At 58.0% G+C, this 18,638-nt stretch carries 13 protein-coding genes; 4 read left to right on the top strand and 9 right to left on the bottom strand.

Annotation, left to right across the window (positions count from 1 at the left end; translation table 11 throughout):
* Positions 1-157: 157 nt before the first annotated feature.
* From V1T76_RS21660 to V1T76_RS21650, 3 genes are all read right to left on the bottom strand, one after another.
* Positions 158-1,063, bottom strand: coding sequence for a LysR family transcriptional regulator (locus tag V1T76_RS21660; RefSeq protein ID WP_330562769.1), 906 nt, complete (start codon positions 1,061-1,063; stop codon positions 158-160).
* 106 nt (positions 1,064-1,169) lie between these two features.
* On the bottom strand, positions 1,170-2,222 hold the full coding sequence (gene speB / locus V1T76_RS21655; protein WP_330562768.1) for an agmatinase: 1,053 nt from the start codon (positions 2,220-2,222) through the stop codon (positions 1,170-1,172).
* A gap of 358 nt (positions 2,223-2,580) precedes the next feature.
* Positions 2,581-3,519, bottom strand: coding sequence for a helix-turn-helix domain-containing protein (locus V1T76_RS21650; protein WP_330562767.1), 939 nt, complete (start codon positions 3,517-3,519; stop codon positions 2,581-2,583).
* A 234-nt stretch (positions 3,520-3,753) separates the two neighbouring features.
* On the opposite strand from V1T76_RS21650, the gene V1T76_RS21645 reads away from it, so the two are divergent.
* Positions 3,754-4,653 carry an alpha/beta hydrolase gene (locus tag V1T76_RS21645; protein WP_330562766.1) on the top strand — a complete coding sequence of 300 codons (900 nt, stop codon included), beginning with the start codon at positions 3,754-3,756 and terminating at the stop codon, positions 4,651-4,653.
* A 142-nt stretch (positions 4,654-4,795) separates the two neighbouring features.
* On the opposite strand, the gene V1T76_RS21640 is transcribed toward V1T76_RS21645, so the two are convergent.
* On the bottom strand, positions 4,796-5,632 hold the full coding sequence (locus tag V1T76_RS21640; protein ID WP_330562765.1) for a helix-turn-helix transcriptional regulator: 837 nt from the start codon (positions 5,630-5,632) through the stop codon (positions 4,796-4,798).
* Positions 5,633-6,336: 704 nt separating this feature from the next.
* On the opposite strand from V1T76_RS21640, the gene V1T76_RS21635 reads away from it, so the two are divergent.
* The 3 genes from V1T76_RS21635 (at position 6,337) to V1T76_RS21625 (ending at position 14,023) form a co-directional block, all read left to right on the top strand.
* Positions 6,337-10,857: a VCBS domain-containing protein gene (locus tag V1T76_RS21635; protein ID WP_330562764.1), complete on the top strand. Its 4,521-nt coding sequence runs from the start codon at positions 6,337-6,339 to the stop codon at positions 10,855-10,857.
* 68 nt (positions 10,858-10,925) lie between these two features.
* Complete coding sequence (locus V1T76_RS21630) at positions 10,926-12,698, top strand: type I secretion system permease/ATPase (protein WP_330562763.1); 1,773 nt, start codon at positions 10,926-10,928, stop codon at positions 12,696-12,698.
* Positions 12,698-14,023: an HlyD family type I secretion periplasmic adaptor subunit gene (locus tag V1T76_RS21625; protein WP_330562762.1), complete on the top strand. Its 1,326-nt coding sequence runs from the start codon at positions 12,698-12,700 to the stop codon at positions 14,021-14,023. The genes V1T76_RS21630 and V1T76_RS21625 overlap by 1 nt, the downstream gene beginning before the upstream one ends.
* 197 nt (positions 14,024-14,220) lie before the next feature.
* Here V1T76_RS21625 and V1T76_RS21620 read toward each other — a convergent pair whose 3' ends face one another.
* The 5 genes from V1T76_RS21620 to V1T76_RS21600 all read right to left on the bottom strand — a co-directional run bounded on the left by V1T76_RS21620 (position 14,221) and on the right by V1T76_RS21600 (position 18,620).
* Positions 14,221-14,916: a GntR family transcriptional regulator gene (locus tag V1T76_RS21620; protein WP_330562761.1), complete on the bottom strand. Its 696-nt coding sequence runs from the start codon at positions 14,914-14,916 to the stop codon at positions 14,221-14,223.
* 16 nt (positions 14,917-14,932) lie between these two features.
* Positions 14,933-15,409, bottom strand: coding sequence for a hypothetical protein (locus V1T76_RS21615; protein ID WP_330562760.1), 477 nt, complete (start codon positions 15,407-15,409; stop codon positions 14,933-14,935).
* Between the two features lie 168 nt (positions 15,410-15,577).
* Positions 15,578-17,176, bottom strand: a complete 1,599-nt coding sequence (gene ggt / locus V1T76_RS21610; protein ID WP_330562759.1) for a gamma-glutamyltransferase — start codon at positions 17,174-17,176, stop codon at positions 15,578-15,580.
* 41 nt (positions 17,177-17,217) lie between these two features.
* Complete coding sequence (locus tag V1T76_RS21605) at positions 17,218-17,910, bottom strand: ABC transporter permease (protein WP_330562758.1); 693 nt, start codon at positions 17,908-17,910, stop codon at positions 17,218-17,220.
* Positions 17,910-18,620: an ABC transporter permease gene (locus V1T76_RS21600; RefSeq protein ID WP_330562757.1), complete on the bottom strand. Its 711-nt coding sequence runs from the start codon at positions 18,618-18,620 to the stop codon at positions 17,910-17,912. The genes V1T76_RS21605 and V1T76_RS21600 overlap by 1 nt, the downstream gene beginning before the upstream one ends.
* Positions 18,621-18,638 lie beyond the last annotated feature (18 nt).

Below are 18,638 nucleotides of genomic sequence, written 5' to 3'. Positions count from 1 at the left end.
GATGTCCGCGTTGTGACGTAGAACAGATTGCGCGGATTACCGTCGCACTTGCGCACCTTCCGCCGCGACGTCTCATCACCGCTCAATCCGCTGGTGGTCAGGATAAATCGAGGAACGTCCGCAAAAAATACCGATGAAAAAACCGATACATTGAAATTTACAAATGTAAATCATGCGCCTTGGCGATGACCTCGGCGACGTAGCCGACATTCGCAGCCTGCTCTCCCGTCCGGATGGCAAGCTCAATGTCGGCAAAGTAGTCCTCATCTGGAACGGCGAGCCGGCGCAGGCGGCCCTGCTGCTCGAACACGCTCGCATAATGCACGGGCAGGACACCGAGGTAAGCGCCCGAAAGCACCATCAGCACCTCCGCCTCGATGTCATAGGCGATGCGGTTCAGGACGGTACTGTCGGTACGTTGTGCTCTGACCCCATTCCAGTATCCCCGATAAACCCAGGGGTAGGCGTGGCAATCGGCGCTGGTGACGGCATCATCCGATGCCTGAAAAAGCGGGTGCCCCTGACCGCAGTAAACGACATGTTCCTCACGATAAAGGGTCCGGTAAGCAAGGCTCGCCACCTTGATGTTGGACCCGCCGATGCCGACGTCCAGCTCGTGTTCCGCGACCGCCTTGGTGATGTCGTTGGGGCGCATGATTTTCAGGCTCAGCTCGATTTCAGGCGCCGTGCGGGAGAGCTCCTCAATCGCTTCGGACACCTTCAGCTGCGGGTCGGTCGCCAAGCAGTCGACAATACCGACGGTTACCTTTCCAGACAAGCCGCTTCCAAGGCCGGACAGCCGGGCGGAACTTGCCTCCAGCATGCCCGTCAGTTCCAGACTGACTTCGTAAACTCGGCGCCCCTCTTGCGTCAGGGAAAACCCGCGGCGGCCGCGCTCGCAGAGTTTGGCCCCCAGCCGTCTCTCGAGCGCTGTCAGGTGATTGGATATCGTCGGCTGGCTGAGTGAAAGCTCCATCTGTGCGGCGGAAATTCCGCCATTGCGCACAACGCTTTCGAACACGCGCAACAGGTGAAGGTCGGACCCTGATATCTTCATGGACATAGGTTGCACCAAATGTCTGGGATCGCAATCCCCGGGGCAACATAGCCAAAGGCCCGCCGTGGCGGGCAGGCCTTCGATGAACAGAAGACGACAATCGTCTCCGCTATCAGCCCTGCTCAAAGTGACCGGTGTTCACCATGAGGCAAAGGATCGTGTGCAGGACCTGTGCCGCAATCTGAGCCGTGTTGGTGCTCGGATCGTATTGCGGCGCAACCTCCACCACATCACCGCCAATGATGTTAAGCCCGTTCAGGCCGCGCAGGATCTGCAGCACCTCTCTCGGCTGCAGGCCGCCCACCTCGGGTGTTCCCGTTCCTGGGGCAAAGCCCGGATCCACGCTGTCGATATCGAAGGAAACATATGTCGGCCCGTCGCCAACGATCTCGCGCGCCTTTTCGATCAACCGGGGGATGCTCGCTTCGCCCACGTCTTCGGCATGAACCACGGTCATGCCGCTTTCATAAGAGAACTCCCACAGATATTCAGCCGGACCGCGAATGCCGATCTGGATCGTTCGGCGCGGGTCGAGCACACCGTCCAGAACGGCGAGGCGGAACGGACCGCCGTGCTGGAACTTGGCCCCTTCATAGGGTCCGGCCGTATCGCAATGGGCGTCGATGTGAATGAGCCCCACCGGCTCCTTTTCACCCAGAGCCTTAAGGATGGACGCCGTGATGGAATGGTCACCGCCAACGCTCAGCGGACGCACGCCCGCAGCAACAAGGCGGCGGTAGAAGTCCTCGATGTCCTTGTGGCACTGGGCAAGATCGAAACGGCTGAGCAAGGGAACGTCTCCGATATCCGCGATTTTCGCCTTGCCCATTGGAGAGGTCTTGAGCACGTGGTCGTATGGACCAATACGCTCGATGGTGCGCAGGGCTCTTGGGCCAAAGCGAGTGCCGTTGCGGTTGGTTACACCCAGATCCATCGGCACACCGAGCAAGGCTATATCCAGACCGCCGAAGTCGTCGGCGTCCTGAGCCTCTGGAAAGGCCCGAGCATCCAGAAAGGTCGGAATGCCCGCGAAAGGCCACTTGCGCTTGTCGCCGCCACTGAACTGGGACCGGGCCACTTCCTGAAAATGCGGGTCAAAAATATCACCGCCGGACGCATTGCCATACTTGTCTCGAAGGGCATCCAGATGCGCTTTTTCCACCATTATGAAATTCTCCTCATGAACGCGCACAACCTTAATGGGCCGGGGCCCGGATGTATTTCGGATTCTCCCGAAGTGATCGCGCCAATATTCTTATGTTTCCAGACGGACTGAGGAGTCCTCAAAGCCCACAACATGGCCAATACCGCAATTCGCTACACGATTTGCGGAGGCAAAGCTTCCCAAGCCGCGGAGGAAGTCGAAGCGCAGGAGCTGCTTCGAAAGAATTCTTTTGGGACGTAATCACGCCTCAGGGCACCGCCGCACAAGGCACGGATTTTCTTTAAAGTCTTTCAACGCCTGAGCAGAAAGGCTTTTGACACTTCTCCTTTTGTGCAAAGGCACAACCAAGTCCTCGGTCTCATTTCCTGCGCAGTGTCTTGGGGGCGATACCGAACTCTGCCTTGAAGGCACGGCTGAAATGGGCGGCGTCGTTAAACCCCCATCGGAACGCAATTTCGGTGATCGTGTCGCGGCAATGCGGCCGCGAGAGATCCGCGTGGCAGCGGCGCAGCCGCTCCCGCCGCATGAAGTTGCAGCAAGTGTCGTTGTTGTGCGCGAACACCGTATGCAGGTATCGCAACGAGACGCCATGCGCCTCTGCCACCGTCCTGGGATCGAGGCGACCGTCTTCCAGGTTGTTGCCGATGAAGCGGCAAAAGGCGGAAAAGTGGTCACGGTGCGCCACCGATGCCGACGCAGGCTCCTGCCGCGTGGTCAGCGTTGCCATCAAGAGGCTCAGGATCGGCTGCATAACCGCTTCAGCGTCCTTTTCCTCGATTGCCGTGAAATCGCGCGCAAGCCGCCGAAGCGCTTCGGCCGAAATGCCGCTGACAGCGCTCGAATTCTTGACCACCGTTCCGGCAAACCGCTCGACGTCCCATTCCAGGCGCTTGGCCCGGAATTTCGGTATCAACAGCGTGAGTTTGTGCAGCCGACTCGTGACCTTGAAATCCATTTCACGCTCGCTGTCCCACAGCACGAAGTCGCCCGCCGACAGCTCGGCCTGACGGTCGCCCTGACGAATGATTTCATGGCCGCTGAGTTCGAAAAGCACGCCGAAATAGGCCTCGTTGCTGTGGCGCAGTTCGGGTTTGCGGCGTGAGCCCTCGCAGGGATCGCAAAAGCATTCGACCACACGGATGCCGTCGAGAACACGCTCACGAATGTCAGCATGAAATTCCGACGTTCTGGAAGGTCTGAGGTCCCAGTCCAGATGCGTTCTGCTCAAGGCGTGGCGCCAGGCCTCGAATTGAGCAGTGCCATGATGGGATTGCGTCGACCAGGTCTCGGCATCCATTGTCTTGTCTCCTCCCGGAAGCGTCTCTCGACGCTCTTTGTGCGCGGATGGTCAAATACCGGCGCATCCGTTGGCAAGACCTGACGTCATCCCTGGCTCAACAATTGCTCATCCCGACGTCTCGCCTGCGCCTCGAGTTTAGGCGAACCGGGGAAATTTACCAGATGCCGGTGCATTGGCAGGCAAACCTGCTTTTGAACCCGGCATCGAAGCTGCAAGGGAGGACGCAGACACATGCGCAAGGACATCGAGTTCAAGACAGAAGACGGCGTGACGTTGCGTGGCTGGCACTATGTGCCCGACAACGCATCCGGCCCGGTGCCAACCATCGTGATGGCACACGGGTTTTCGGCGGTGAAGGAAATGTATCTCGACCGCTTCGCCGAGGCTTTTGCTGCCGCCGGGCTGGCCGCAGTTGTTTTCGACAACCGCAATTTCGGAGCCAGCGACGGCGAGCCACGCTACGAAATCGACCCCTGGCAACAGGTTCGCGACTACCGCGATGCTATCACCTGGGCAGAAACCCTGCCGGAAACCGATACCAAACGGATTGGAATATGGGGTTCAAGCTATAGCGGCGGCCACGTGATGGTGGTTGGAGCCCTGGATCGACGGGTTAAATGCGTCGTCGCACAAGTGCCTCTCGCCAGCGGACACCGCAATGCGCGCCGGCTCATCCGCGCCGATTATCTGGCCGGCGTGCAGGCAATGTTCGATGACGATCGCCGTGCCCGGATGAACGGTGAATCGCCTGCGATGATCCCGGTGGTCGCCGAGGACCCGGCAGCCCCCTCCGCACTGCCCACACCCGATAGCTGGACCTGGTTTACCGAGACCGGCAAGACCCGTGCGCCATCCTGGCACAACGAGGTGACCTTGCGCTCCGTTGAGATGTTCACCGAATACGAGCCGATCAGCTATGCCAAATACGTCAGTCCGACGCCGATGATGATTGTCGTGGCACTGGGCGACGTGCTGACAGTGTCCGACCTGGCATTGGAAGCCTATGAAGAGGCGCTCGGTCCCAAGCGGCTTGTGACGCTGAGCGGCGGCCATTTCGACGCCTATACAGATGATTTCGACGCCTCATCCGTACCAGCAGTCGATTGGTTCCGCGAACACCTGACGCCATGACAAAATCTCCCCGGACGGCCTTCCGGCCGTTCGGATCTGTCTTTTGTGCGTCCTTCAGAAACTCCCGAGGATCTTCGATCGGAGCTTATAGGGGCGCACCCGAACATCAATTGGCTACGTTGTGCCGAGGTCGGCGAGGGCCTTATTCGAAGACCTTGAAACGCTCATAAAGCTGAAAAAGTTGTTTCTGCGAATTGACCCCCATCTTGGTCATCGCTGCTTTCAATTGTTTTCGAACAGTGTCCTGCTGAACGCCTTTGCTGCGGGAAAATTCCGCAAGTGGCTCCATTGCAATGACCGCCGCAATTGTGGCGCTTTCTCCTACGCTCAGCCCGTAAAACTGGGTGATGCGCTCCAGCGTCCGCGACGACAGCACGTCCTGGGGATTGAGCTGCACGATCTTGTAGGTCACCCAGCGCGCCGGTTCCAGCCGTCCATCAATGAAACGGGGAAGTGGGTTGAACACCTGAACTGCGTAAGTCGAATTCGACTTCTTGTCGAGAAGACGCACCAAAGGTGCTTCTCCGTTGCGCACGCGCCGGTGGACCGCCTCCACCTTCTTCTGTTCCGCCGGATCGCGGCAGACCAGTCTGCCGTTTTGAATTCGAACAAAACCCAGGTCGAGCATATCCCGCGCCAACTGGTTCGCATATTCGATCTCACCATTGGCAAGCATGATGATTGCGTATGTCTGCGAGTCGTTGGCGGACCTGTGTACCAGCTCCCGCTCTGCCATCTCACTCCTCAATTGTCGAAGATGAAGCGCCTTTCTGGCGTGCACGACCAGTCGGGAGAAGTCCTCCACTACCTCTTTCGAGAACGCCCCGTCCTTCCGGAGGCTCGTGACGCCGCCTCCCCCTAATCCACCGTCAACCGAGATGTTGCTGCCCATGATCCTGTTCACCCCGTACCGGGGAAACAAGTCATTGTGGATAGGGCTGGAACGCAACCCTTCCGGTGTATTTAGCTGATCGTCCATCAAGACCTCCCCTACGCGCGCCCTGGAAATGAGCTTCAGCCGATAATCGTGATTGACATAGTGCTCGTATTATTCGTCGAGAAATTCCGGGTCCGTGTTTGCAGTAAAATTCAGTCCAAACGACGAGTTGCCCTCACCAAGAAGACACAGGTGAGATAGGGCAGCTCCAAGATGAGAAACGATTTTCGAAAGAGTTAAAGAAAACAACTCCTTACTTTCGACAGCCTCATATAAATCAGAGATAAATTTATCAATTTTCAAGCACATTTCTAAACAACAACATCTGATTCAACACTAATAAAATCAAGAAAAGCAGCATGAAAACCATGCAATCGTACACACAACCCAAAAGGGAATCAATCCCGCCGCTCTGGAACAAATAATTTTCTCGCCTATCGAAAAAATTAATAATTAGTTAATTCTGCCTAGAAAGCTGACCAAACGTCATATTAACCCAGCGCAACGCATTGAAACTCTAAGCCTTTCTTCTAGTCCTTGTTTACGCTGCGGCTTTTTCGAAACCGCCTCTGAAGACAGAGTTAACAATTTTTAAAAATGGTACAGCCCCCATTTGGGGAATGGCTCATATTGAAACAGTCTGGCAATCCTTCTCGCGCATTTCAGCAAGGGTGATTTTTACACCCATTCTTTAATCACCGGTTGTCTTTCGAATTTTGCCGGTGGAATGAGTGAGGAATGGAATAATGCCTAATAACGTAAATCTTTCGGAATTTTTTGACTCAATCCGCGCTACTCTGGCCGAGATCAAGAGCAATACTTCCTCGGTAAACGACATTGAAATCGTGGGTACCTACATCGAAGAAGATGGCAGCGACCCGGCGCCGGATGTTTCCAGCATCAATTTTGTGAACGGAACTACAGGCGATGATGTCCCCCTCAATGGCTCCGAGGGTCTTGACCTCGTACTTGCCAGAAGCGGTAACGACATGCTCGTCGGTTACGGCAGCATCGACATCCTGCTCGGTAGTGACGATGTCGATACGATCGACTACTCCTACCTGAACGACACGGAAAACGGCATCTTCATCGACCTGCGCAGCGGTATCGCCGTGAGCAAGGGCGGTGACATCGACCTGCTGTCGTCCATTGAAAATGCCATCGGTACGGTCAATGACGACGTCATGCTCGGCAACGGCCTGAACAACATCTTCTTCGGTAATGGCGGCAGCGACATCATCGATGGCCGCGGCGGTAACAAGGACGTTGCCCAGTTTGCTGGCAAGGCTGAAGATTACGATATCAAGACCAACGAAGACGGTTCTGTCAGCATCACCAAGGACGGCGACACGACCACCCTTTACAACATCGAACTGGTTCAGTTCGGCGAAGGCAGTGAAGTCGGTGACATCCATCTCTTCAGCGTCACGGACGGCGCGCTCGTCGCTCATAACGATGCAATCGACGTCACCGAAACCACCGATGACGACGAATCGGAAGTTGCAGCAACCTTCAATGTTCTTGGCAATGACGACGAAATCGGTGAAACCGGTGGCCAGGTCATCACCCAGCTGGCGTTCAAAACGGCCGGTGGCGCGATAGTCAACGTCGATGCCGTCGCTAATGCAGATGGCATGCTGGAGGTCGAGGGCAAATACGGCACCTTGTTGCTGGACGTCGAAACGGGCGAAGCAAGCTACGTCTATTCCGAAGAAGCAAACCGTCTCACAGATGGCCAGAAGGGTGTCGATACCTTCGTTTATCAGGTCGTCGGTGGCGACAAGGCCGAATTCAAGGTCACGGTTACCGGTAGCAACGATGCTCCGACGATCGGCGACGACATCTCCCTGAACTTCGTGCCCATCGTTGAATGGCCAGGTACAGAAGACGCAGGTTACGTTCATTCTCGCAGTGGTGTCTTTGAAGTCCACGATCCGGACACGGTCGTCAATCCGACCAATTTTGAAGTCATCATCAGCGAACCGAACCTTACCCTGGCCTCCGGTGCCGGTGACATTCTGGAAATGCCGGGCGATATCTACGCCTCCCTCACGTCCAAGGACACGAACTTCCTCATCTGGACGTTCGACAAGTTCGACGACCAGGGCCGTGTCAGCTATTCGTACAAGGTCCAGGACAAGGCCATCGACTTCCTTGCCGAAGGCGACGTCCTGACCATCGAGTACACGCTGAAGGTTCAGGACACGCATGACCCGAACTCCTTTGTCGAGCGCCCGGTCACCGTGAACATCATCGGCACCAACGACCAGCCGGAAATCCTCGTCGAGCAGAGCGTTCTTGACTTCGCGGTTGATGAAGACCTCAACGCCAATCCGCAGAATATCGGCGAACTGACCGGCAACATCGTGGTCGATGATCCGGATCTGGGCGACACGCTCTACATCTCGGTCGAAGGCAACGGTTCACCGGCCTATTCGGAAGGCGATCTTCCCGATGGCGTCGACATCAATACCCTTCTGACAGCTGGCAACTTCGACTTCACCAGCGGAACGGCACTGGACAACATCTTCGCCGTGCCGAAGGGCGAAGACGGCAATGTCGAGTTCACCTATGCCTACAACGGCTCGGCCAATCTCGACTGGCTGGCGGACGGCGAAACGCTGACCCTGACGTTCGACGTGAAGGTGAGCGACCGGAACTGGTTCCCGGAAGGCACCGACACCACCCAGATCACCATCACAATCACCGGGACCAATGACGTTCCCACGCTGACTGCAGTCGACGTGAGCGGTTCCATCGTTGAAGGCGATCCGTCTACCCTGTCCGACACCGGCTCAATCGAGTTCACCGATCTCGACCTCTCCGATACGCCAACGGCAACTTTCGCTGTCAAGAGCGTTGAAGGTCTTGATGGTGTCGGCCTCACTCCCAGCCAGATCGCGAACATTCAGGCCGGCTTCGGACTGTCCGCTGACCCGGGCAACGCGAACAATGGCACGATCAACTGGTCTTACAGCGTTGCGGAAGAGCATCTCGACTTCCTCGCCGCAGGAGAAAAGGTCGAAGTCGTCTACACCGTGACGGTCGATGACGGCAACGGCGGTGTCGTGGATCAGGATGTCACCATCACGATCACGGGCACAAACGATGCTCCGACGATCGGCAACGACATCTCCCTGAACTTCGTTCCCATCGTCGAATTGCCAGGTACAGAGGACGCAGGCTACGTCCATTCCCGCAGTGGTGTCTTCGAAGTCCACGATCCGGACACGGTCGTCAATCCGACCAATTTTGAAGTCATCATCAGCGAACCGAACCTTACCCTGGCCTCCGGTGCCGGTGACATTCTGGAAATGCCGGGCGATATCTACGCCTCCCTCACGTCCAAGGACACGAACTTCCTCATCTGGACGTTCGACAAGTTCGACGACCAGGGCCGTGTCAGCTATTCGTACAAGGTCCAGGACAAGGCCATCGACTTCCTTGCCGAAGGCGACGTCCTGACCATCGAGTACACGCTGAAGGTTCAGGACACGCATGACCCGAACTCCTTTGTCGAGCGCCCGGTCACCGTGAACATCATCGGCACCAACGACCAGCCGGAAATCCTCGTCGAGCAGAGCGTTCTTGACTTCGCGGTTGATGAAGACCTCAACGCCAATCCGCAGAATATCGGCGAACTGACCGGCAACATCGTGGTCGATGATCCGGATCTGGGCGACACGCTCTACATCTCGGTCGAAGGCAACGGTTCACCGGCCTATTCGGAAGGCGATCTTCCCGATGGCGTCGACATCAATACCCTTCTGACAGCTGGCAACTTCGACTTCACCAGCGGAACGGCACTGGACAACATCTTCGCCGTGCCGAAGGGCGAAGACGGCAATGTCGAGTTCACCTATGCCTACAACGGCTCGGCCAATCTCGACTGGCTGGCGGACGGCGAAACGCTGACCCTGACGTTCGACGTGAAGGTGAGCGACCGGAACTGGTTCCCGGAAGGCACCGACACCACCCAGATCACCATCACGATCACCGGTACCAATGACGGACCGGTCTTCTCTAGCGGTGTCTTCGAAGGTGTGATCGAGGAAGCCAACACACCGGCTGAACTCGAGACATCCGGTGAGGTCTTCTTCACCGACCTCGACCTGTCCGACACGCCGGAAGTGACCGCTCAGTTCACCTCTGTCGAACCCGTCGCGGGCAGTGGCTTCACGCTGACCGAAGACCAGAAGGTTGCCTTCGCAAATGCACTGACGGTGCAGCAAACGAGCGGCAACGCCAACAACGGAAGCGCCACCTGGACCTTTGCAATCGCCGCAACGGCACTCGACTTCCTCGCCGCAGGCGAACAGCTGGAAGTCAAGTACCTCCTTACCGTTACGGACGACAGCGGAGAGACAGATACTCGGGAAGTCATGGTCGTCGTCACCGGCACCAACGATGACCCGACAATCCTCTCTGCGGATATCCTGGGCGAGGTGACGGAAGCCGGTGTCGGTGAATCAGGGACCGATGCCGCCTCTGGCCAGATCGTGGGCGATGACGTCGACATCCGGGACGTTCTGACCTACTCCGCCTCTGTTGTAGACGGGGCACTGGGTCACTTCAGCATTGATGAGAACACGGGTGCATGGACCTACACCATTGACCAGTCCAACGCCTATGTTCAGGCACTGAACGAAGGCGACAGTGTTGAGGAAATCTACACGGTAACGGTTTCCGACAATAACGGCGGCACCGTCACCACGGACGTAACCATCACCATCAACGGCACGAACGACGCCCCGACCATCGAGAACTACACGGGCTCGTTCACTGTGGTGCACAGCAACACAGACAACGAGGAAAGCAGCTTCAATCTTCTCGAGCTGCTGAATGCCAATGACGTTGACGATGGCGAGACCGAAACGCTCCAGATCGATGAGATCACCGGTACTTTGAGCCTGGCAATTGCAGGCCATCAGGTGACCCTCGACATTGCCGATCTGGAAGCTGCCGGCCTTCTGAATATCGGCGAGGCTGATGGCAGTGTCACCTTCACCCAGAACCTGGAACGTATTATGGCCCAGGTGATGGACAAGGGCGAAACCGCCAACATTTCCGGCACTGTTACCGTCAAGGATGTCCATGAAGTCGTCTCCAACTCCGCGGACTTCGATATCGAACTGTCGGTGGATCCGGACAAGACCAACACCTTCGGTGGTGACGACTGGACCACTGCCGATGGTGCGGGTGATATCCCCGAGATGCTCATCCCGACATTCGGCGAAGACGGCGATCACGGCCCGGTACTCTCCTGATCCCAGGATTATCGGAGAGGGCGTAAGCGCCCTCTCCTCCCCTTTTATTTATTTTTTGGAGAGTCTTCATGGCTGTGCGCAGCGCAAGGGAAAGCGTTTATCCCGCTCTCAAGGTCTATCGTTCTTCCTGGGCCGGCTTTTTTGCCGTCGGTTTCTTTTCGATCTTTGTCAATCTCGGCACCCTCGCTTCCCCCCTTTACATGCAGCAGATCTTCGACCGGGTGATGCAGAGCGGTCACATCGAAACCCTTGTCTTTCTGACAATGATCGTGATTTTCTTTCTGGCTGTGATTGCTGTTCTTGATGCAATCCGAGGGTCCATCCTCGCCAGCATTGCGAAGTGGTGGGACGAGACCGTCCATGCCGACCTGCTGCATGCCGTCATCCAGACGGCAAGATCCACTGGCAGATCCCACTCACATGCCATGAACGATCTGGCGACCATTCGCCAGTTCGTCGGCAGTTCAAGCGTGCTGCCGTTCTTCGACGGGCCGTGGGTGCCCTTCTTTGTCGGTGCCATCATTCTCATTCACCCTGCCCTTGGCTTCGTCGCCATCGCGGCAGGTGTGCTGCTTGTGATAATCGCAGGTATAAACGACACGGTCACCCGCCGCCGGATGGCTGGCGCTGCAGCGGCTCGCGTACGGGCACAGCAGACGATTGATATTGCGACTCAGCACGCGGAAAGCGTCTACTGCATGGGCATGCTGCCTGGCGTTCTCGCCCGCTACCGGAACGACAACGAACTGGTGGCCAATTCGACTTTCAGCGTCGCCTCCTTTTCAGCAAAGACTGCCGCTGTCACCAAGTTCATCCGGTTCACCGCGCAGATCAGCGTCTTGGGTCTCGGAGCCTATTTTGCCACGCTCGGTGAAATTACTCCGGGTGGCATGATTGCAGCGTCAATCATCATGGGGCGCGCGCTTGCGCCCGCCGAGCAGGCTATCGGCGCCTGGAGGGGCATCGTCGGTGCGATGCAGTCTCATCGCCGGCTGAGAGATATTTTCCTGGCGGCCCCGCTCCACTTCGAGAAGACCCAGCAGCCAAACCCCAGCGGCCGCCTGCAGCTCAAAGCTGTCAATCTGCTCGTTTCAGGCCAGGAACGGCCGTTGCTGCGCAACATCACGATCGACATCAAGCCGGCAACCCTGAACGCAATCGTTGGCCATTCCGGGTCTGGCAAGAGCACCTTGTGCAAATTGCTGATCGGCGCAATGGATCCGAGTTCCGGTTCGGTGCGTCTCGACGGTGTTGCCATGGGCAACTGGGACCCCCAACAGCTTGGACGGAATATCGGCTACCTGTCGCAGTCCGTGGAACTGCTCCACGGCAGCGTGAAGGAGAACATCGCCCGGATGGGCGAACCGGATGACGAAAAGGTTGTGGCTGCCGCGCGCCTTGCTGGCTGCCACGACATGATCAACGGCTTGCCGAACGGCTACGAGACCCTGATCGGCCCGGGTGGACTTCGCCTGTCCGGCGGGCAGGCTCAGCGGGTCGGTCTGGCCAGGGCGATCTACAACTTGCCAAAGCTGATCATTCTCGATGAACCCAACTCCAACCTGGACAGCGAGGGCGAAGCCTCGCTTCAGGAATGTCTCGTTCTTCTTCGGGAAAAAGGTTGCACGGTCATCATCGTCAGTCACAGACCGTCGGCTCTTTCGAAAGTCGATCTGATCATCACCCTGGCGGACGGCACAATTCAGAAGACACAAACCGGCGAGGAGTTCATGAAACACGCCATTCGCCCGGTCAGCGACATCCTTCAGAAACTTGGCAAAATCCAGCCGGCAAAAGCAAAAGGCGCGTCACCAGCCAACGACCCCCAGGGAGGTAAGTGATGAACAAGCAACATAATCCTGCATCGTTACTCCGCCGCTCCATTCGGTTTCATTGGGCCCTGGGTTTCCTTGTCGTCGCTGTTTGTTTCTTCGGCACGGGGATCTGGGCAAGTCTTGCGGAACTGTCGTCGGCCGCTATCGCTGCCGGCAAGGTCAGCCCGGACGGAAGCGTGCGCGTTGTGCAGCATCTGGAAGGCGGCATCGTGCGCGAGCTCAATGTCAAAGAGGGTGATTTCGTCAAGGACGGTCAGGTTCTCATGGTTCTTGACCAGGCGCTGGCGACAGCGAACTACCTGTCGATCTATCGCAAGCACCAGCGCTATCTGGTGACCAGAGACCGGCTGCTGGCCCAAGAGCGCGGCGATGACTCCTTCGAAGTCAAGATGCCGTCGGTCATGTCGGTCGACAACAGCTACAGGCAGTTCGTCGACAACGAAATTACGAAATTCAAAGTGCGGCGCGAGCTTCTCGATAGACAGACCAAGACCTATCGTGTGCAGGCCGGCCAGGTAGAAGCCGAGATCCAGAGCCTCGAGGCCCAAATCCAGGGCATGGATGAGCAGATCGTGCTGCTGGATCAGGAGCTGGAAAGTAAAAAGGTCCTGATGAAAAAGGGTCTCATGCGGCAACCTGAACTCCTGGCTTTGCAGCGGAAGCGGGCCGAGCTGTGGTCTGAGCGCAATGCCATCGGATCAACGATCGCCCGTGCCCGGCAGAAGATCGAGGAAATCAAGATTGCCGAGCTGACGTCCCTCAGCGAGGAACGTGAGAAGGTTGCCAAGGAACTGTCGGAGATCAACGCCGAGATTGCTCAGGCCGACGAGGCGCTTTCGGCAACCTCCGACATTCTGAGCCGTACGGAGATCATCTCCCCGATCGAAGGGCGGGTGCTCAAGGTCAACTACAAGACGGTTGGCGGTGTCGTAAGGCCTGGTGAACCCATCATCACCATCGTTCCCGAAAACGAGGAACTGATCCTTGATACGCGCCTGCGGACATCCGACATCGACAACGTCATGATCGGGATGGGTGCCAAGGTTCAGCTCACGTCGTTCATGGGGCGGCACATGAAGCCGCTGAAAGGACACGTCTTCCAGGTCGGCGCTGATGCTGAAACCGACGATCAGACGGGAGAGCAATACTACACGGTCCGGGTCCGGGTCACGTCGGACGACATCCGGGCGGCCGGAGGTGGCTTCGAACTGGTGCCGGGCATGCCCGCGCAGGTCTTCATCCAGACAGGAGCGCACACACCGATGCGCTATCTCCTGGACCCTGTGCTGCAGTCCTTCGGACGGGCATTCCGGGAAGAACGCGTTCTGTAACAGGAAAGCGGCGAACGGATGCGCCTGACGGGTGTCAGTCCGGACGCGAGCAGAAGCTTAAGCGCCAGGACAAAACATCGATCGAAAGGGATCACGCCGGGGGGATTGTCGCCGGCGTGATTTCCTGGATACGGGCCTTGCTGCAATCCGTTGAAATGATTGAGAAGGGCTTCCGTCCGAAAGGGTTCGAGGCTCGGCTATTCCGGCTCTTCGCTCAAGAAGCGGAACAGCAGGTCGTGGGTCGCCTTGATGTCATGATACATGGCGTTGCGGAAAACAGCCTTGTCTCCTCGCTTGACGGCATACAGCATGTCGTCATGATGGCGCGCAAATCCCTCCTTGTAGCTCGTCCTCAAGAGATCGCACATCCGATCGGAGAGATAGCGGACATAGGGGCCGCTGCGCAGCCAGAGATTTTCTATCTGGCTGAAGAGCACCTCGTTGCCTGAAGCTCGGTAGATCCGGAAATGGAACTTGCGATTTTCCGCAAGCATGGCCATCACGTCGCCTGCGGCGCCGCACTGCTTGTGTAGGGCAAGAATCGACTCGAGCTCTTTCACCATCTCCGGAGTGATATGATCAAACGCGATTTCCACGGTTGCCGGTTCGAGAATGAGGCGGGCCTGACAGATCTGCGTTAGCTCATCCAGATCAAGCGCCGGCACGACAGCTGTTCCCGTCGAAGCAATCCGCAAGGCATTTTCTGCTGCAAGCCGCCGCAAGGCTTCCCGCACAGGCATGTGAGACGTCATGAACTTCTCGGCAAGCGACTGGATCGTGAACTGCTCTCCGGCCCTAAATGCGCCGTTGACCAGAGATTCCCTCATTTGAACGTAAATCTGGTCCTGTACGGTGCGCCGACTGCGAACGGGTTTGAGCGTGCTCCTGTTCATCTATGATCTACCACACCTACCGCAGCTTCTGATCCAGCCGCGCGCGACGCCAATTTTGAACACCGTCCGCGCTCCTCGGCAAAATGATCACCAAGGCTGAAGAAACGACACCAGCCGTCCATTCGCCCGAAACCAAATACCCGTAGCCGACTTTGATCAAGGTGCCAAGCGATGGCTGGCTTGGGTTCCTAACCCCTGAAAAGACGATGTGGGCGCTTCTTCCTGCCGGTTTGCCGGCAACATCATCCGCGGCATTTCCCCAATAAGCAAAACCAGCGGCATTGAAGGAAACGCAACTGAACGTCCATCGCGGGTCGGCAGGCGCGATCGGCGGCTGTCTCGACTTGACACAGGCACATGCCCCGGACCGCAGGTCGCGCCTGCGGCACTTGGTTGCTTTTCCGAAATTAGGAAAGAATTTCGGCCGGGCGTACCCAAACCCGCCCAGCTTGCTGAGCTGGCACGAACAGGCGTGAAAAAGGCCTTGGGTCATTTTGCTCAGCCAAAGATCATGGCCTGTTACGCAGACTTCTGCCGGGTTTCCAGGTCCGCAATTTGGGAACCTGCTGTTGCTGCGTGGATTAATCCGGCGAGCATCCCTGCGGCGGGGCGGTTCTGCCCGGTGCAGCAGCACCGAGCCGGGCAGAACTGCAATATCCGCCTAGAACCCCAGAGCGATCCCGTCCTTGCGGGATTCCGAGGCGCCGGTGAGCGTGCCGTTTTCCCAGTCGATCCGGATGACTTGCGCACCACCGATGGGATCCGGAGAGGGAACGAGCCTGAAGCCCCGGCGCTCAAGTTCCGTTGCGACCGCCGGCGGAACTGTGTGCTCGGCTTCAACGCGCGTGTCGTTGCCGCCGACAGGGATAAGCCGTGGAAGATCAATGGCTTCCTGAAGGTCCATGCCGTAGTCGATGATCTTTGACACCAGATGAGCGTGGCCCATGGCCTGATAGTAGCCGCCCATCACGCCGAAGGACATTTCGGTGCGCCCGTCGCGGGTGACCATGCCGGGAATGATGGTGTGCAGTGGACGTTTTCCGGGGGCGACCACATTCGGATGTCCGGGCTTCAGAGAGAAGCTCTGGCCGCGGTTATGCAACACCACGCCTGAATTGGGGGCAACCAGTCCCGAGCCGAAGCAATCGAAGATCGAGTTGATCAGGCTGACCGCGTTGCGCTCCGCGTCGACCACGGTGATATAGACGGTGTCACGATGCAGCGGCATGTCGAAAGCGGGCAATTCCGTCAGGGCGCGGCTGAGGTCGATCTTGGCTGCAAGCCTGGCCGCCAGCTCGTCCGACAGCATTTCATCCACCGGCACTTCGACCTTGTCCGGATCCGCCAGCCAGGCGTCACGCGCGGCATAGGCAAGGCGCGTGGCCTCGATTTCAGCGTGCAGCCGATCTGGTGATAGCGGATCGTCTCCGGTCTCGACGTGGGACAGGATGTTCAGGATCATCAGGGCGATGATGCCCTGCCCGTTCGGCGGACATTCATGGATCGTGTGGTCTCGGAACCGGGTGGTGACCGGCTTCACGTATTCGCCCTTTGCGGAGGCAAAGTCCTGCAGCGTGTGCAGCCCCCCCAGCGAACGGAGGTGATCGACCATGTCCTGCGCAACCGGCCCGAGGTAGAAGCCATCGCGGCCTTCGGCAGCAATTCGTTTCAAGGTTGCGGCCAATTCCGGCTGCTTGTGAATCTCGCCGATAGCAGGAGCACGGCCCTTGGGAAGGAAGATCCTGGCAGCAGCCGCATCCGCAGCCAGCAACTTTTCTTCCAGCACCCAGTCCCGGTGCACCCTCGGCGTGATGGCATAGCCCTTTTCCGCAAACGCGATAGCCGGAGCCAGGATCTCGGAAAAGGGAAGCCGCCCATGGTCGGCATGCAGGCGCGTCCAGGCGTCGATCGCGCCCGGAATGGTAACCGACGCCGGCGACTGACGTGGGACTTCATCGGTAATACCGCACTCGCTGAACCAGCTTTCGGTCAAAGCCTCGGGTGTGCGCCCGGACCCGTTATAGGCCAGAACCTCATCACCACCCTTGGGGGCATATAGCGCGAAGCAGTCACCGCCGATTCCGGTCGAGCCCGGTTCCACGACGCATTGGACGGCACAAGCCGCAAGGGCTGCATCCATCGCATTGCCACCGGCCTGAAGGATGTTGACCGCCGCAAGCGTGGCGTATGGATGCGAAGTCGCAGCCATGGCATTGGCCGACACGGACACCGACCGCGTCGGGTTTTCAAAATTACGCATTCCTTTTGCGTCTCCTCGGTATTTGTCTGGTGAGGTCCCCGTCAGGAGCGGGCCCGGTAAGGTGTGAGTTTGTGCTCGAGGGCGTTCAGAGCGCGCACGATGAGGAAGTTCAGGATCAGGTAGATAGCTCCGGCGGCAATAAAGACCTCGATCGCCCGGTAACTTTGGGAGATAAGCCCCTGCGCGATGCCGGTGACCTCCATCAGCGTAATGATGGAAGCCAGGGATGTGCCCTTGACCATGAGAATGATTTCATTGCTGTAGGCCGGGATCGCTGCCCGGAATGCCAGTGGCAGGACCACGAGCCGCAAGGCAAGCAGCCGGTTCATGCCAAGGGCGGCGGCAGCTTCCCACTGCCCCTTGGGAATGTTTTGGATCGCGCCGCGCAGAATTTCACTGCCATAGGCGCCCGTGTTCAGTGAGAGCGCAAAGATCGCGCACCAATACGGCTCACGGAAGAAGGTCCACAGGCCGAGGGTCTGAAGCGTCGGGCGGAACTGACCAAGCCCGTAGTAGATCAGAAAGATCTGGACCAGCAGCGGCGTGCCTCTGAACAGGGCGACGAAGGTGCGGATTGGCCAGACCACCAGCGGACTGTTCTTCTGCTGCGCCAGGGCGAGAACGAGCGCCAGAATGAAACCGAGAACGATGGAAGCCCCGGCGAGCTGCAGCGTGAGCGGCAAACCGGACAACAGCTTGGGGATGATGCTGATAAAGAAACTGAAATCGATCATTACCGCGCGATCCCCCGGGAGGTTCTGAGTTCCACGGCCCGGAATGCGAACCCGGTGATGCCGGCGATGACGAAATACAGGCAAGCGGCGGCGATGTAGAAGAGGAACGGTTCCCGGGTGGACCCGGCACCGATCTGGGATTGACGCATCAGCTCCACGAGGCCGATCACCGAAATGAGGGCGGAATCCTTTAGGACCAGCTGCCAGACATTGCTGAGGCCAGGAAGGGCATGACGCAGAAGCTGCGGAACGATCACTAGGAACAGCCTCTGGCCACGCGTGAGTGCAAGTGCATTGGCAGCGTCAAACTGGCCCCGGTCGATGGCCAGATAGGCACCCCGGTAGACTTCCGCCTGATAAGCGCCGGAGATGATGCCGAGGGCGAGAACACCTGTGGCCAGGGTGGGCAGGCCAATGAAGCCCTCCGCGCCCATGGCCCGGGCGACTGCGGTCAGCGCGACGCTGCCACCATAGTAAAGCAGATAGATGGTGAGGAGATCAGGCACACCGCGGAAAACGGTGCCGTAAGCGGAGGCGATTGCCTGCGGCAGCCGCGCAGAAGACAGGCGCCCGGCGGCAGCGGTCGCACCGAAAAATATGCCGAGGGCGAAGCCCAGCACCGACAGCAGCAGCGTCATCGCCGCGGCCTCAAGCAGCGCAGGACCCCAGCCTCCGCTGCCGAAACCGAGCAAGTGGAGTTTGTCGAACATACGGGTCGAAACCTTTTT

It is taken from the genome of Roseibium sp. FZY0029 (assembly GCF_036350355.1).
Taxonomy (GTDB): Bacteria; Pseudomonadota; Alphaproteobacteria; order Rhizobiales; family Stappiaceae; genus Roseibium.
Note: the sequence above shows the minus strand (reverse complement) of the source record. Positions and strands in the feature narration are given on the sequence as shown.